The 14139-nt window shown below is 54.6% G+C and carries 14 protein-coding genes; 5 read left to right on the top strand and 9 right to left on the bottom strand.

Annotated features, from left to right (window positions below):
- On the bottom strand, positions 1-1272 hold a 1272-nt coding region (locus Q0510_RS12235), incomplete at its 3' end, for an MATE family efflux transporter (protein WP_298711867.1).
- Positions 1273-1343: 71 nt separating this feature from the next.
- Positions 1344-2915, bottom strand: coding sequence for a replicative DNA helicase (gene dnaB, locus Q0510_RS12230; RefSeq protein WP_298711865.1), 1572 nt, complete (start codon positions 2913-2915; stop codon positions 1344-1346).
- 490 nt (positions 2916-3405) lie between these two features.
- Here dnaB and pheT point away from each other — a divergent pair, with 490 nt between their 5' ends.
- Together pheT and Q0510_RS12220 are read left to right on the top strand one after the other, a co-directional pair.
- The gene (pheT, locus tag Q0510_RS12225; RefSeq protein ID WP_298711862.1) at positions 3406-5838 is read left to right on the top strand and encodes a phenylalanine--tRNA ligase subunit beta; all 2433 of its coding nucleotides are present in this window, start codon (positions 3406-3408) and stop codon (positions 5836-5838) included.
- A gap of 3 nt (positions 5839-5841) precedes the next feature.
- A complete protein-coding gene (locus Q0510_RS12220) occupies positions 5842-6147 on the top strand; it encodes a hypothetical protein (RefSeq protein WP_298711859.1) in 306 nt (101 codons plus the stop codon).
- On the opposite strand, the gene Q0510_RS12215 is transcribed toward Q0510_RS12220, so the two are convergent.
- Positions 6137-6601 (bottom strand): RES domain-containing protein, encoded by a 465-nt coding sequence (locus Q0510_RS12215; protein WP_298711855.1) that lies wholly within the window; start codon positions 6599-6601, stop codon positions 6137-6139. The genes Q0510_RS12220 and Q0510_RS12215 overlap by 11 nt on opposite strands.
- Positions 6602-6614: 13 nt before the next feature.
- Positions 6615-7106, bottom strand: coding sequence for an MbcA/ParS/Xre antitoxin family protein (locus Q0510_RS12210; RefSeq protein WP_298711852.1), 492 nt, complete (start codon positions 7104-7106; stop codon positions 6615-6617).
- 268 nt (positions 7107-7374) lie between these two features.
- On the opposite strand from Q0510_RS12210, the gene Q0510_RS12205 reads away from it, so the two are divergent.
- The 3 genes from Q0510_RS12205 to Q0510_RS12195 all read left to right on the top strand — a co-directional run bounded on the left by Q0510_RS12205 (position 7375) and on the right by Q0510_RS12195 (position 10176).
- Positions 7375-7671 carry a cell division protein ZapA gene (locus tag Q0510_RS12205; RefSeq protein ID WP_109694506.1) on the top strand — a complete coding sequence of 99 codons (297 nt, stop codon included), beginning with the start codon at positions 7375-7377 and terminating at the stop codon, positions 7669-7671.
- 166 nt (positions 7672-7837) lie between these two features.
- Complete coding sequence (gene rny / locus Q0510_RS12200) at positions 7838-9400, top strand: ribonuclease Y (RefSeq protein ID WP_298711847.1); 1563 nt, start codon at positions 7838-7840, stop codon at positions 9398-9400.
- Between the two features lie 167 nt (positions 9401-9567).
- A complete protein-coding gene (locus tag Q0510_RS12195; protein ID WP_298711844.1) occupies positions 9568-10176 on the top strand; it encodes a DUF1080 domain-containing protein in 609 nt (202 codons plus the stop codon).
- A gap of 79 nt (positions 10177-10255) precedes the next feature.
- On the opposite strand, the gene Q0510_RS12190 is transcribed toward Q0510_RS12195, so the two are convergent.
- From Q0510_RS12190 to atpG, 5 genes are all read right to left on the bottom strand, one after another.
- Positions 10256-10735, bottom strand: coding sequence for a LytTR family DNA-binding domain-containing protein (locus Q0510_RS12190; protein WP_298711841.1), 480 nt, complete (start codon positions 10733-10735; stop codon positions 10256-10258).
- A 133-nt stretch (positions 10736-10868) separates the two neighbouring features.
- Entirely contained in the window at positions 10869-11339 is a 471-nt protein-coding gene (locus tag Q0510_RS12185) for an RES family NAD+ phosphorylase (RefSeq protein ID WP_298711839.1), read from the bottom strand.
- A gap of 15 nt (positions 11340-11354) precedes the next feature.
- Complete coding sequence (locus tag Q0510_RS12180; protein WP_298711836.1) at positions 11355-11795, bottom strand: antitoxin Xre-like helix-turn-helix domain-containing protein; 441 nt, start codon at positions 11793-11795, stop codon at positions 11355-11357.
- Positions 11796-11877: 82 nt separating this feature from the next.
- Positions 11878-13074, bottom strand: coding sequence for an SMC-Scp complex subunit ScpB (scpB, locus tag Q0510_RS12175; RefSeq protein ID WP_298711831.1), 1197 nt, complete (start codon positions 13072-13074; stop codon positions 11878-11880).
- A 106-nt stretch (positions 13075-13180) separates the two neighbouring features.
- Positions 13181-14068, bottom strand: a complete 888-nt coding sequence (atpG, locus tag Q0510_RS12170; RefSeq protein ID WP_298711828.1) for an ATP synthase F1 subunit gamma — start codon at positions 14066-14068, stop codon at positions 13181-13183.
- Between the last annotated feature and the right edge of the window lie 71 nt (positions 14069-14139).

Raw genomic sequence — 14139 nt, 5'->3', positions numbered from 1 at the left:
CAGTCCCCACCAGATCCCCTGTATCCCGAGCCCCAGCGGAAAGCCGAGGAGGTACCCGACCGGGAGGCCGATCACCCAATAAGCGATCATCGTGATGATCGTGGGAATTTTCACATCACCCAGCCCGCGCAATACGCCCAGTCCGACCACCTGCGTACCGTCGAACAGCTGGAAGAACGCCGCGATGAGCAAAAGCCCCGAGGCCATGGCGATCACCGCCGGATCGCTGATGTACAGCGCGGGCAGGAGGTTGCTGCCCAATACGAAGATCAGCGCCGCGATCCCCATCATCACGAGCACCATATGGTAACTGGCGATGGCCGACCGGCGGAGGTCCGCCCAGTTGCCTGCACCAAAATTATTACCGCTGCGGATGCCCGCGGCCGCCGAAATTCCGCTGGCCATCATGTACGTCATCGCCGCGAGGGAAATGGCGATCTGGTGCGCAGCCTGTTCTTCCGAACCCAGCCATCCCGCCATGATCACCGCGCCGCTAAATGCGCTCACTTCGAAAATATACTGCAAAGCCACCGGCGTACCCAGCCCAGTAATCTTCTTCAGCACGGCGGATGAAATATCCCTGAAATGAAAATCCTTCAGGTATTCTTTAAACCGCGGCGCCTTCAGCACATACCAGGCCATGGTAATGCCCATCAGCAACCGGTCGGTGAACGTGGCGATCCCCACGCCCGCGATCCCCATCTTCGGAAACCCTAAAAACCCGTACACTAGCGTAACGCCGAGTACGATATTGAGTATATTCCCGATGATGCTGATGTTCATCGCCTGCCGCGTGAACCCCAGTCCTTCCGCGAACTGCTTGAACGTGAGGAATACCATCAGCGGGAGGTACGAAAACGCCAGGTATCCCAGGAACACCCGCGCCTCTTTCGCTACATCGGGCGGCTGGCCCATGTGGTGCAGGTTGAAGCCGACGAGGATGATCAGCCCGAACATCACCAGCCCGGTGATCATGTTGATGATGACGCTGTGCGCCAGCAGCCGCCCGCAATACGCGCGGTTGCCGCGCCCGTTTTCCTGCGCGATGAGCGGCGTCAATCCGTAAGACATGCCGATGCCCGTCACCATGAAAATCGTGAACAGGCTCACGCCCAGCGAAACCGCTGCCAGCGGCACTTTGCCTGTATGGCCGATGATGATGCTGTCGCTCAGCCCGACGAGCGTGTGCCCGAGCTGTGAGATCACAACCGGGTAGGCGAGCTGGAAATTATCCTTGTAGTGATGTTGGTACTTTCTATAAATCCGCTTCATGTTCTTTCATTAAAAAAGCCGGTCCGTTTATTTGAACGAACCGGCTCCCGATATGTTACGATGCTTCCCTGTTAGAACGGAGCATCACCGAATGCGTCGTCGTCAAAATTCATGTCGTTCATCTTCGATCCCTTCTGGATGAACACTTTCGCTTCATCGAAACCGCCGGGGCCGCCGGGTTTCCCGGGGAAGCCTGCGGCGCCGCCCACAGGAGCGGGCGGGCCATCCACGAAACCGTCGTCTTCAAAACGCTGGAATTCCAGGATCGCGCGGAGCTTCACGGTGTCGAGCTGGCCGTTACGGTGTTTCGCGATACGTACGTGCGTTTCCCCTTTATTGGACTCGCCCATTTCGTTGGTCGTGATATCGTAGTACTCCGGACGGTAAATAAACATAACCATGTCCGCATCCTGCTCGATCGCGCCCGATTCACGAAGGTCGGACAGCTGCGGCATCTTGTTGCCGTCTTTCCGTTTCTCCACGTCACGGGAGAGCTGGGAAAGCGCCAGTACCGGCACGTGGAGCTCTTTTGCCAGGCCTTTCAGGTCGCGGGAGATCTTGGAAATCTCCTGCTCGCGGTTGGTATTGCGGCCGTCGTTCGGGCCGGACATCAGCTGGAGGTAGTCAATGATGATAATGCCTACGCCGTGGTTGTGCACCAGGCGGCGGCATTTGGCGCGGAGCTCGAAGATGTTGAGACCGGGGGTATCGTCGATGAAGATCGGCGCTTTCGCGAGGCGCTCGATACCGTGGGTCATCAGTTTGCGCATCTCGTGCTCTTCCAGTTTACCACGGGTGATCTTCTCCAGCCGGATTTCGGATTCGGCAGACAGGATACGTTGCACGATCTGCCCGCTGGACATCTCAAGGCTGAACACCGCCGCGCCCCTTGCGAATTTCGGGTGGAGGGCGGCATTACGGGCGAGGTTGAGCGCGAAGGCGGTTTTACCCACCGCAGGGCGCGCAGCCAGGATGATCAGGTCGGAAGGTTGCCATCCGTAGGTGATCTGGTCGAGCGAGGGGAAGCCGGAGGGGACCCCGGTGATTTCGTCGCCTTTATTGCGAAGGTCCTCGATACGTTTGATGGTATTCACGAGGATCCTGTCGATGGAATCGTAGTTTTTACGAAGGTGGTTGTTGGTGACTTCGAAGAGCTTGGATTCGGCGGCGTCGAGCAGGTCGAACACATCGGCCGTGTCTTCGTAGGCTTCGGAGATGATTTCCCCGGAGATGCGGATCAGCTCGCGCTGGATGAATTTCTGGAGAACGATACGGGCGTGCGCTTCGATGTTGGCGGAGGAAACCACCATGTTGGTGAGCCGCGAAACGAAGAAGGGGCCGCCTACGGCTTCGAGGTCGCCGCCGGATTTCAGTTCTTCTACTACGGTGAGAATATCTACCGGCATGGATTTACCGGCGAGCCGCTGCATGGCGGAAAAAAGTTTCTGATGTGCGTCTACGTAAAAGCACTCGGGTTTCAGGATCTCAATAACGGTATCAAAAGCTCCTTTTTCCAGCATCAGTGCGCCCAGTACCGCTTCTTCAAGCTCCTTGGCCTGGGGGGGCACCTTTCCATACACCATCGTCGACAGGTCCACGCCGGGCTTACGGCGTGCCTTAACGTCTTTCTTCGTGAGATCCATTATAAGTGCAATACGTTATGAAAGTTAAAAATATGGTTACCGAATGGTTTCCGGGCATAGCTTTGTCTTACAATTCCTGCCGGTTTCCATTCACCCATCTTTAACAAATTGTAAAATTTCTTATTAGCCGGAAGACCTAAGGTAACGGACTTTCTCCATTTCCATCCCGCACGGCAGAATTATATTTATCCGACACAATTCCACCTGTCCACGCACAGCCTTCAGGCAGTTATCCACCGTTTCGGACCACTTTATCCACAAAACTAGCAAACAACACACGACAAATGTCCGATTATTCACAATTATTGTGCAAAAAGATTTTCCACATTTTTCTTGCGCAAAATTCCACTGTCACGTACAACAGAAGTTGTTAACTTTACGCGGCGCGGCATCGCCTCCGGCGGGGAGGCAAATGTCCTGCAAATTATTGATACACACAATATTAAATCGATCCGACGTAAATCGGACAGCATAATACAAGGAGCATCCAATGACAATTTCGTACAACTGGTTATGTGATTATTTGCCGGTAAAACCCGCACCGGAGGAACTTTCCGTTATTTTGACCGCCATCGGCCTGGAAGTAGAAAGCCTGGAACGTTTTGAAAGCGTGAAGGGCAGTTTCGAAGGACTGGTGATCGGGGAAGTGCTGACCGTTGAGAAGCACCCCAATGCCGACAAGCTCCGCCTTACCACCGTCAACACCGGCAACGGAGAGCCCCTCGCCATCGTGTGCGGCGCTCCCAACGTGGCCGCCGGCCAGAAAGTGGTTGTAGCCCCCGTGGGCACCACTATCTATCCCGCCTCCGGCGAGCCCCTCACTATGAAAAAAGCCAAGATCCGCGGGGAAGACAGCTTCGGCATGATCTGCGCGGAAGATGAAATAGGCCTCGGCTCCGGCCACGACGGCATCCTCGTGCTCGACGCCTCCCTGCAACCGGGCACCCCGGCAAGGGAAGTGTTCCAGCCGTACCAGGACTGGGTATACGAAATCGGACTCACCCCCAACCACATGGACGCCATGAGCCATATGGGCGTAGCCCGCGACGTGTGCGCCTACCTCAACAACCGCGAAAACACCCAGGTGTACCAGGTGAAAAAACCCGGCATCAACGCGGCCACGCATTCCGACAAACCGCTTCCCATAGCCGTGGAAGTGAAGAATACCAAATCCTGCCCCCGTTACTGCGGGCAAAGCATCACCGGCGTAAAGGTGGGCCCCTCGCCTGCCTGGATGCAGCACCGGCTGCTCGCCATCGGCGTTAGGCCCATTAATAATATCGTGGACATCACCAACTACGTGCTTCACGAAACCGGCCAGCCGCTCCACGCGTTCGACGCTTCCCGCATCAAGGGCGGCAAGATCGTGGTGGAAAACCTCCCGGCCGGCACGCCCTTCATCTCCCTCGACGGCAAAGAACGCAAGCTCGACGCCGGCGACCTGATGATCTGCGACGGGGAAGACAATGGCCTTTGCATCGCCGGGGTATTCGGCGGGCTGGAGTCCGGCGTGAAAGACGATACCACGGATATCTTCCTGGAAAGCGCCTACTTCGACGCTACCAGCATCCGTAAAACTTCCGTACGCCACGGCCTTCGTACCGACGCAGCCGTTCGTTTCGAAAAAGGGCTCGACATCTCCCTGGCGCCCTTCGCCCTGGAAAGAGCCGTTGCCCTCATCAGCGAGCTGGCGCACGGAGCGCCCGCTTCAGCCGTTACCGACGCCTACCCCTCGCCCAAGCAGCCCTGGCAGATCGAAGTAACGTACGATTATATCCGCACCCTCAGCGGCCACCAATACCCCGAAGCGCAGATCAAGAACATCCTCTGCAGCCTCGGTTTCACGATCCATGAAGAAAGCGGCAACCGCCTCCGCGTGGCTGCCCCGCTGCATAAACCCGATATCACCATCCCGGCCGATATCGTGGAAGAAGTGATGCGCATCGACGGCCTCGACAATATTCCCATCCCGGCCCTCGTGAGCATGGCACCTTCCGTTCAGGCGCAGCCCGACAAGGAGCGCGTGAAGGAAAGGATCGCCGATTACCTGGCAGGGAACGGGTTTTCGGAGATTTTCACCAACTCCATCACCAACAGCCAATATTACAAACACCTGAATACGGATTCGCTGGTGACCATGCTCAACAGTCTCAGCGCCGACCTCGACGTGCTGCGCCCTTCCATGCTGGAAACCGGCCTGGAGCGCATCGCCTTTAACCTGAACCGCCGGAACGAAGACCTGCTGTTCTTCGAATTCGGCAAAACCTACCGCCAGGAAGCAGTGGGCCAATACGACGAGAAAGCCCATCTCAGCTTATACCTCACCGGCCGCAAGCTCCCCGAGAACTGGATGCATAAGGAAAAACCGGTGGATTTCTACGACCTGAAAGGCTACATCGGCAATATCCTGCAGATGCTCGGCCTCCAGGCCCCGCAAATGACGGTAGCCACCGTTCACGGCCTCCAGCCCGCGTTCGAGATCAGCTCCGCCGGCAAAGTGATCGCCGTGGCCGGCAGCGTGGCGCCCGCGCAGCTGAAAGCTTTCGACATCAAGCAACCCGTTTGGTACGCCGATTTTAACTGGGACGTGATCCTGTGCCTATTGCCTACCAAAGACGCCTTCTACGAAGAGATCCCCCGCTTCCCCGCCGTGCGCCGCGACCTGGCGCTGGTGCTCGACAAGAGCGTGCCCTTCTCCGCCGTGGAAACCGCCGCGAAATCAGTGAAAACGAACCTGTTGCAACAAATCAACCTGTTCGACGTTTTTGAAAGTGATAAACTCGGTGCCGGTAAAAAATCCTACGCCGTGAGCTTCACTTTCCAGGATAAGCAGAAAACCCTGACCGACCAGGAAACGGACGCCATCGTCAACAAACTCGTAAAAGCCTTCGAAACCCAGTTACAGGCGGAAATCCGCAAATAAAGCATGGAGATCGAACAGTACATACAAAGCATTGAGGACAAGCTGCAGCAGCTGTTCCGCAAACTGCAACTGGCGCAGGCAGATAATGCCACGCTCCGGGAGCAGCTGCAGGCACAGCAGGAAGAGCTGCTGCAGCAACAGTCCGCTATTACCGCCCTGGACGAGAAGCTCAAGCTGTCCAAAATCGCCACCGCCACACAGGGCAATGGTTTATCCGAAGATGAGGATGCCTTCCGCCGGGAGGTCCGCGGGAAGATCAATGATTACATCCGCGAGATCGACCGCTGCATCGCACTGCTCAATTCATGATCGGATCGCTGTAGCGGCCGCCCTGCCTGCGCAGCGGATAACTCCTTCCGAATTTTACGGTTTTCACCAATGGATGTGCGAGGTTCAGCACAAAGATCCATTCATTATTTACGGCGAGGCTGGGGAATGCCAGCACCAGTTTGTCGGCCACTTTGAGGTGCGCCGAACCGAAGTCCTGCGTGGCAATTGGGATGGGGAACAGGGTCCAGAGCTCCGGGAGCTCGTCGTCTTCAAAATAGCGGATACTGTCGTCCGGCACTTCGATAGGCACCACGAAATAGTGGTCCGGGAGGCCGGGCGGATCTGCCAGCGCAGTGGTTTCGGCGATCAGCATGGCAGGGTGGCCCACCAGGTAGCGGCAGGGCACTTCTTCCCGGTTCCATCGCCCGGAGAGGCCGGTTGATTGCAATAGTTTCCTGGAGCCGGGGGCCCGGCTCAATGTGTACAACCACATGTTTCCTAATATTTTATATCATGAAATTGTCCAGCCGGAGCAACTCCAGCTTTACGGTTTCCACGCCGGTCAGCGATTCCATCAATTGCAGCGGCACGAGGCCGCCCAGGCTTCGCCGGGGTGCGCGCAGCCAGGTGTGGAAAGCTTCCCGCTCACGGAAAATATTGTAACCCAGGCTAAATACGTCGGCAATCGCTATCAACCGCTCACTGATGCCCCGGTTCAGCAGGTCGCGCCCCTTCTTCAGGTGCAGCGCCCGGTTTGTTACCGCCAGCATTGCGCTCAACGTATCGTAGTCCAGCTCAAAAACTTCTTTCAGCCGCGTCAGCTGCTCTTTCGTAATCCCATGCTTCCCCAGGTCGATTTTCTTCGTAAAAAGCACTGACCGCAATTCCAGCACATCTTCATACGTCATCAGCGGCAATTCCACTTCATGTGCCGAGCCTTCCGGCCTTTCCGTTTTCCTCGGCCTGCCGCGCCGACGCTTTTCCGGTGTATTGTCCATTCGAAGATAAGTGAAAAATGTTGATAAAATACTTTACAACTGAATTAATTCACCAGCACGGAAAATATTGATTTTAAATGTTTCATGATGAAACAATAAATATCAATATGACAATCCTGTGAACCAATTATGAATATTTTCACTCATTATAATCATTCGCTGATTACGAAAATTTTAACCGGCGCCTTCCGGGCGTAAATTGAAACGGAAATTCTCAAATGGAGGCCCCGATCTCCCTGCTTTTGCTATTTTTGCCGAAACACGAACCATGGAACCGCAACTGATACCTGTCAATATCGTAGTAGCCGACCGCACCTACCGCATAAAAATCCGGAAAGACGAAGAAGAGGACGTCAGAAGGGTTATGAAGGAGGTAAATGAAAAGATCGTGGAGTTCAAGGCGGCATACGCCGGGAAAGACATCCAGGATTATATCGCCATGGCGCTCATCATGTACGCCACCCATCCAGCCACCACCGGCGGGAAGGCCCAGGCCAATATCACCCCCTTTTTACGGGAAAAACTGCAACATCTTGACAATCTGCTGGATGAACAGCTGAAATAATAACCGCCACCAGGGCGCAGGCGCAAATTATTCATTATCACGCCCGATGATGCTTTCCTGACAATTTTTACTTATTTTCGCGGGTCGGGTGGGGCCGTTTGGAAATAACGGGCCTTAACCGTATTTTAATATGCCTAAACAATACTTTTATTAAACAAAACAGAATATGGAATCCATAATGGTGATAGTAGTCGGCGTTGTCGCTCTGGCTATTGGAATAATACTAGGAAAACTGATTTTCGCAAAAAACACCCAGATAAAGATCCAGGAAGCAGAAGAGAAAGCCAACCGAATCGTAGAAGAAGGAAAACTGACCGCCGAGAACATCAAGAAAGACAAATTACTCGAAGCCAAGGAAAAATACCTGCAAATGAAGTCGGAGCATGAGAAAGAAGTCATGCAGCGCAACCAGAAAATCTCCGAGTCAGAAAACCGCATCAAACAGAAAGAGCAGAGCCTGAACCAGAAGAATGAGCAGATGCAGAAGCAGGTTACCGAGAATGAAGCTATCAAGGAAAACCTCGCCCGCCAGATCGAACTGGTCAACATCAAACGCTCCGAGCTGGAGAAACACCAGGAAGAACATATCCGCCGCCTCGAGAAAGTAGCCGGCCTCACCGCGGAAGAAGCCCGCAACCAGCTGGTGGAATCCCTCAAAGAAGAAGCCCGCACCCAGGCCCTGAGCCACATCCAGGAAATTATCGAAGACGCGAAGACGAAAGCCAATAAAGAAGCCAAGAAAATCATTATCCAGTCTATCCAGCGCACCGCCGCCGAGCAAACCATCGAGAACGCCATTACCGTGTTCAACCTGGAAAGCGACGAAATCAAAGGGCAGATCATCGGCCGTGAAGGCCGTAACATCCGCGCCATTGAAGCGGCTACCGGTGTAGACCTGATCGTGGACGACACCCCCGAGGCCATCGTTCTCTCCTCCTTCGACCCGCTCCGCCGCGAAATCGCCCGCCTCAGCCTCCAGCGCCTCGTGCAGGACGGCCGTATCCACCCCGCCCGTATCGAGGAAGTGGTGGAAAAAACCAAGCGCCAGCTGGAAGAGCAGGTAATGGAAATCGGCGAACGCACCGTGATCGAACTGGGTATCCACGGCCTCCACAAAGAACTCGTTCGCATGGTAGGTAAAATGCGCTTCCGCTCTTCCTACGGCCAGAACCTCCTCATGCACTCCAAGGAAACCGCCAACCTCTGCGCCGTGATGGCAGCCGAGCTGGGCCTCAACCCCAAACTCGCCAAACGCGCCGGTCTCCTCCACGATATTGGCAAAGTTCCCGATGAAGAATCCGAACTGAGCCACGCACTCCTCGGCGCCAAACTCGCTGAGAAATACGGCGAACATCCCGCCATCGTGAACGCCATCGGCGCCCACCACGACGAGATGGAAATGTCTTACGTGATCTCCCCCATCGTGCAGGCCTGCGACGCCATCTCCGGTGCCCGCCCCGGCGCCCGCCGCGAGATCATGCAGAGCTACCTCCAGCGTATCAAAGACCTCGAGAACCTCGCCATGGGGTACGACGGGGTGGAGAAAGCCTACGCCATCCAGGCCGGCCGCGAACTGCGCGTAATCGTTGAAAGCGAAAAAGTAACCGACAACGATGCAGACCGCCTCAGCTTCGAGATCGCCAACAAGATCCAGAACGATATGCAATATCCCGGTCAGATCAAAGTAACCGTGATCCGCGAGCGCCGCGCCGTAAACGTAGCCCGCTAATCAGCCCGGTCTTAAACATATGCCGAAGGCCGTCCCTCACCCGGACGGCCTTTTCTTTTCCCCCTTCCGCCCCGCCCAAACCGTATTTACCCCATCCCGCATTTCCCCGGCCATTTCTACGACATTTTTTTCTATCTTACCCTTCCACAAAAAAACTACAGGTGCATATGAAAACAAAACTGATGACGCTCGCTGCCATCACCCTGCTTACTGCAGGTACGGCTTTCGGGCAGAAAGCTCAGAAACTCTTCAACGGAAAGAACCTCGACGGATGGAAGATCCACGGAACGGAAAAATGGTATGTAGAAAAAGGTGAACTCATCTGCGAAAGCGGTCCGGATAAAGCATACGGCTACCTCGCCACTGATAAGACTTTCAAAGACTTCGAACTGACGGTGGATTTCAAGCAGGAAGCCGACGGCAACAGCGGCATCTTCTTCCACTCTTCCCTCGAAGGCACGAAAATCGCAGGCTGGCAGGCTGAAGTAGCGCCTCCGGGCCACAACAGCGGCGGCATTTACGAATCATACGGCCGCGGCTGGCTCATTAAGCCCGCAGCTGAAAAAGATAAAGCACTGAAAATGGGCGAATGGAACACGATGAAGATCGTGGTGAAAGGCGACCAGGTGACTACCTGGCTGAACGGCGTGGAAATGATCACCCTCAACGACGCGAAGATCGGCGCGAAAGGCGGCCAGATCGCCCTGCAGATCCACGACGGCGGCGGGATCAAAGTTCGTTGGAAAAACATCAAGGTGAAAGAACTGAAGAGCTAATCTTTCCCCTGAAACATATCAAAGCGGCCGTTCCTCCCGGAGCGGCCGCTCTTTTTTTGGGGTAACGGCAATCAGTTTATTATTCCCCCAGCCATTTGCGAAAATCCGGGGCGCGCAGGCGGCTCACGATCACATCTTCCTCCAGCGTAGGTTTTACCTGCACTTTGAGCTTGCCGTTGAACCAGGCCTGCACCTTGAGGATACTGCGGTAATGCACGATGCACTGGCGGTTGAGGCGGAAAAAGTCATGGGGGTCCAGCTCATTGGCGATGTCGTCGAGGCTTTTGTCGATGAAATGATCCGTATTCTGGTGGGTGCGGATGCAGGCCATCCGGTCTCGGATGTAGAAGAAGGCGATGTCCTGGATGGCTACGGAAATAAGGCGGGTGCCGCTGCGCACGAGGTAGCGCTGCACGGTTTGGGTATTGCGGAGGCTCGACAGCAGGCGGTCGACCTGGCTGTTGAACTGCAGGATCTCCACGTCGGGGTCAATCGTGGCGATCATTTCTCTCAGCTTTTGCGCTGCAATGGCTTCGGTTTCGTTGATGAGTATTTTCATGATGGGAACTTTAAAAAAAGCATGGATTGTTCCCAAATGTAGGAAGCGCTTACTGAGCAGCTGGAATAAATCGATGAAGTGCACATTTCGGCGATGAACTGTAGCTGGCGCCGATGAAATTCAAAGTCCCCGGTTAATGCGGATACTTCTTGAGGATATCCTCGATCCGTTCGTCGGGCACCAGGTCGGTGGTCTCGATCAGCCGGACCCGGCGGAAAGCGGGGTGCTGGGAATTCAGCACGTAGTTGGAGGATTCCGGCAAAACGGCGGAGGGCACCTTGAGGATGGCGGTATCGGCGTCGTCGTACCATTTGTTGCCCAGGGGCTGGCAATGGCTGTAATCTTTAAAATCGCGCCATTGGGCGGGCAGATCGCCGGGGTTGATGACGGTAATTTCCAGGTCGTCCGGGACTTCGATGATCATGATCTTGAAATCATCGTTAAAGCCTACGCCCTGGCGGCGGATCATATTTTCAAGGAAAGCGAGGGAGATGGATTCGGCGCAATAGATGACCTTACGGCCGGGGCCGTTCCAGCGGCCCTTGATGCCCGAGGCATAAAGTTCCTGGCTGAATTTCTTATGGGTGATTCGGAATAGTAGCATGTATGGTTTTCAGGATCAGACGGGGTAGCCTTCGGCGAGTTTGTCGAGCTCTTCGGCGATGATATCCACGCCGCCGGGGGTTACCAGCCAGTCCATCGGTGTTTCGCGGGCGTTCCAGAAAGGCTTTTTCAGCCAATAACTGAATTCATCCACGGTGCCGAAAATGGTTTCTCCCTTTTCGTATAACGAAATGAGTTTGAGCAGGTGCTCGCTGTATATGGGTTCCAGCACTTTCTGCTGGTCCTTGTAATTGCTGATGGTACGGGCGGAGAGGTTAATAATCCCTGCCAGTTCCTTTTCCGGCATTTTGATGGTTTCGGCGAAGTCGTAAAACACTTTGGTTTTGACGCCTTTGTGCGCGGAAGTCACCAACCTGTAGAGGTTCCCCAGCTCCAGGCCCATAAAGCGGTGCAGCACGGAGTACTTTTCCTTTTGTAAAGCGATGGCATGAGGCATACGTTGCAGTTTATTCCTCTACAAATGTAGGAATATTTTCCATTCTAAAAAAGAAATTATTCAACAACCAAGGGTTTGATTATCAATAACTCCCTTGTTTACCCTCCTCATTTTCATCTTCGTCCTCCTCATCATTCAGGCGGTCATCGGCATCTTCGGCTTCCTGTTCCTCGTCGTCCGCCTTCTCGGTGTCGTTATCGTCGTAGGGATCGTCTTCGAAAGGGACCGTTCCGGCGGCATCGCCTTCTTTCTCATCTTCTTCCTCCTCCTCATCATCATCTTCATCTTCTTCTTCGTCATCATCATCATCATCATCATCATCATCATCGTCATCATCGTCGTCCTCATCTTCATCCTCATCATCCTCTTCCTCCCCATCTTCCGCTTTTTTATCCTCACCGAGCATGGCTTCTATCTCCCCGTCTTCATCCAGTTCATCCTCAGTATCTTCCCCGCTATCGGCCATTTCCGGGTCGCCGCCGGCGCTGTTGCCTGCTGCATGGGGATCGTCTTCATCCGCATCTCCTTCATCATTTCCGCCGCCATCGCCGGACGAAGCATCAGGCCCGGCGATATGTTCTTCGGAGGGCTCATCTTCCATGACGATGGTCGTGGTTTCGGTGAGCTCGCCGGATTCGGTAATGACCAGGTGGCCGTCGGGCAGGGTTTCTTCATCCACCTCCAGCGTTTCCACGGCTTCGAGGGTCAGCTGGGTGGGCGGCACGAAATCTTCTTCGAACACTTCCTTCAGCTTGGGCAGGTCGGCCGGCGAATTGAGGCCGAAATAATCCATGAACGCCTTGGAAGTGGAATACAGGAGCGGCTTGCCGGGCAGGTCCTCGGAACGGCCGGAAATAACGATCAGTTCCTTTTCCAGCAGCTTGGTGATGGAATAATCGGTGCTGACGCCGCGGATATGTTCGATTTCTCCTTTGGAGATGGGTTGTTTGTAGGCGATGATCGCGAGGGTTTCCAGCGCGGCGGTAGACAGCCGTTTGAGGAATTTCTCACCGTTGATCTGCGCAACCGTCTGGTAATAATCCCTTTTAGTGAGGAACTGGTACCCCCCGCCGCTTTGGCGTACGCTGAAAGCGTAAAACTCGGAGCTGTATTTTTCCTGGATAGCCTCGATGGCAGCCTCCACCTGCTCAGGCGTGGCGCGGTCTTCCAGGAAGGCCAGCGCGTTGTTGAGCAACTCCAGGATGTCGGCGGCAGGCAGGGGCCTGTCGGCGGCGAAGATCAATGCTTCAACATGCGGGATGAGCTGTGAGATTTCCATGGGAAATGCGGTTTAGGTCAAATAAAAATGTCAAAGGCCGAAAATAAGACCTTTGACATTCTTTATAAAATATAAAAACCTGGCTGTGGATGTTTTGTTGAAAACATTACCCCACAAGCGCTGCAGCGCCAGACACGATCTCGGTGAGCTCGGTGGTAATGGCTGCCTGACGGGCGCGGTTGTATTCAATTTTGAGGCTGCGGAGCAGTTCGCCGGCGTTATCCGTCGCCTTGTCCATCGCCGTCATACGGGCGCCGTGCTCGGAAGCGTGGGCGTCGAGGACGGCTTTGAAGAACTGGGTGTTGAGGATTTTAGGCATCAGCTCTGCGATCAGGGCGTCTTTCTCAGGCTCGTAGATGAAATCAGCCTTGCGGCCTTTGCCTTCTCCCTGGTTGTCCACCTTGGCGATGGGCAGGAATTGTTCCACTTTATAGCGCTGGGTGGCGGCGTTCTTGAATTCGCTGTAAACGATCTCCACGGCGTCGTATTCGCCTTTCACGAAGCCCTCGAGCCCTACGGCCGCGGCGGCTTTCACCTGCTCGAAGCTGAGATGGCCGAAGAGGTTCCAGAAGCGCTCGTTCACTTTATAGCCGTTCTTGGTAAAATGTTCCCAGGCTTTCTTGCCGATCGGGAGCACTTCCACATGGCCTTTTGCGTACTGCGCAGCGTATTTTTCGCGGATGGTTTGCTTGGCCAGCTTGATAATGTTGGAGTTATAAGCCCCGCAAAGCCCGCGGTCGGAGGTGATCACTACGATCAGCACTTTCTCCACCTGGCGATTGGCGGCAAGCGCCATGTCGATGTCTCCCTCGGTGTTGCTGACAATGTTCTGCAGCATTTCCTGCAGTTTCTCCGCATAAGGACGCATCTGAAGGATAGCATCCTGCGCACGGCGCAGCTTCGCAGCACTCACCATTTTCATGGCTTTGGTGATCTGCTGGGTAGACTGGATGGATTTAATACGGTTGCGAACTTCTTTGAGCTGTCCAGACATATATTATAAAATATTTATAGAAAAGGGCATCCGCCCCCTTATTTTGGGCGCAAAGGTAAGTAATGGCGTCA

The organism is uncultured Chitinophaga sp. (assembly GCF_937874145.1).
Lineage (GTDB): Bacteria > Bacteroidota > Bacteroidia > Chitinophagales > Chitinophagaceae > Chitinophaga.
Note: the sequence above shows the minus strand (reverse complement) of the source record. Positions and strands in the feature narration are given on the sequence as shown.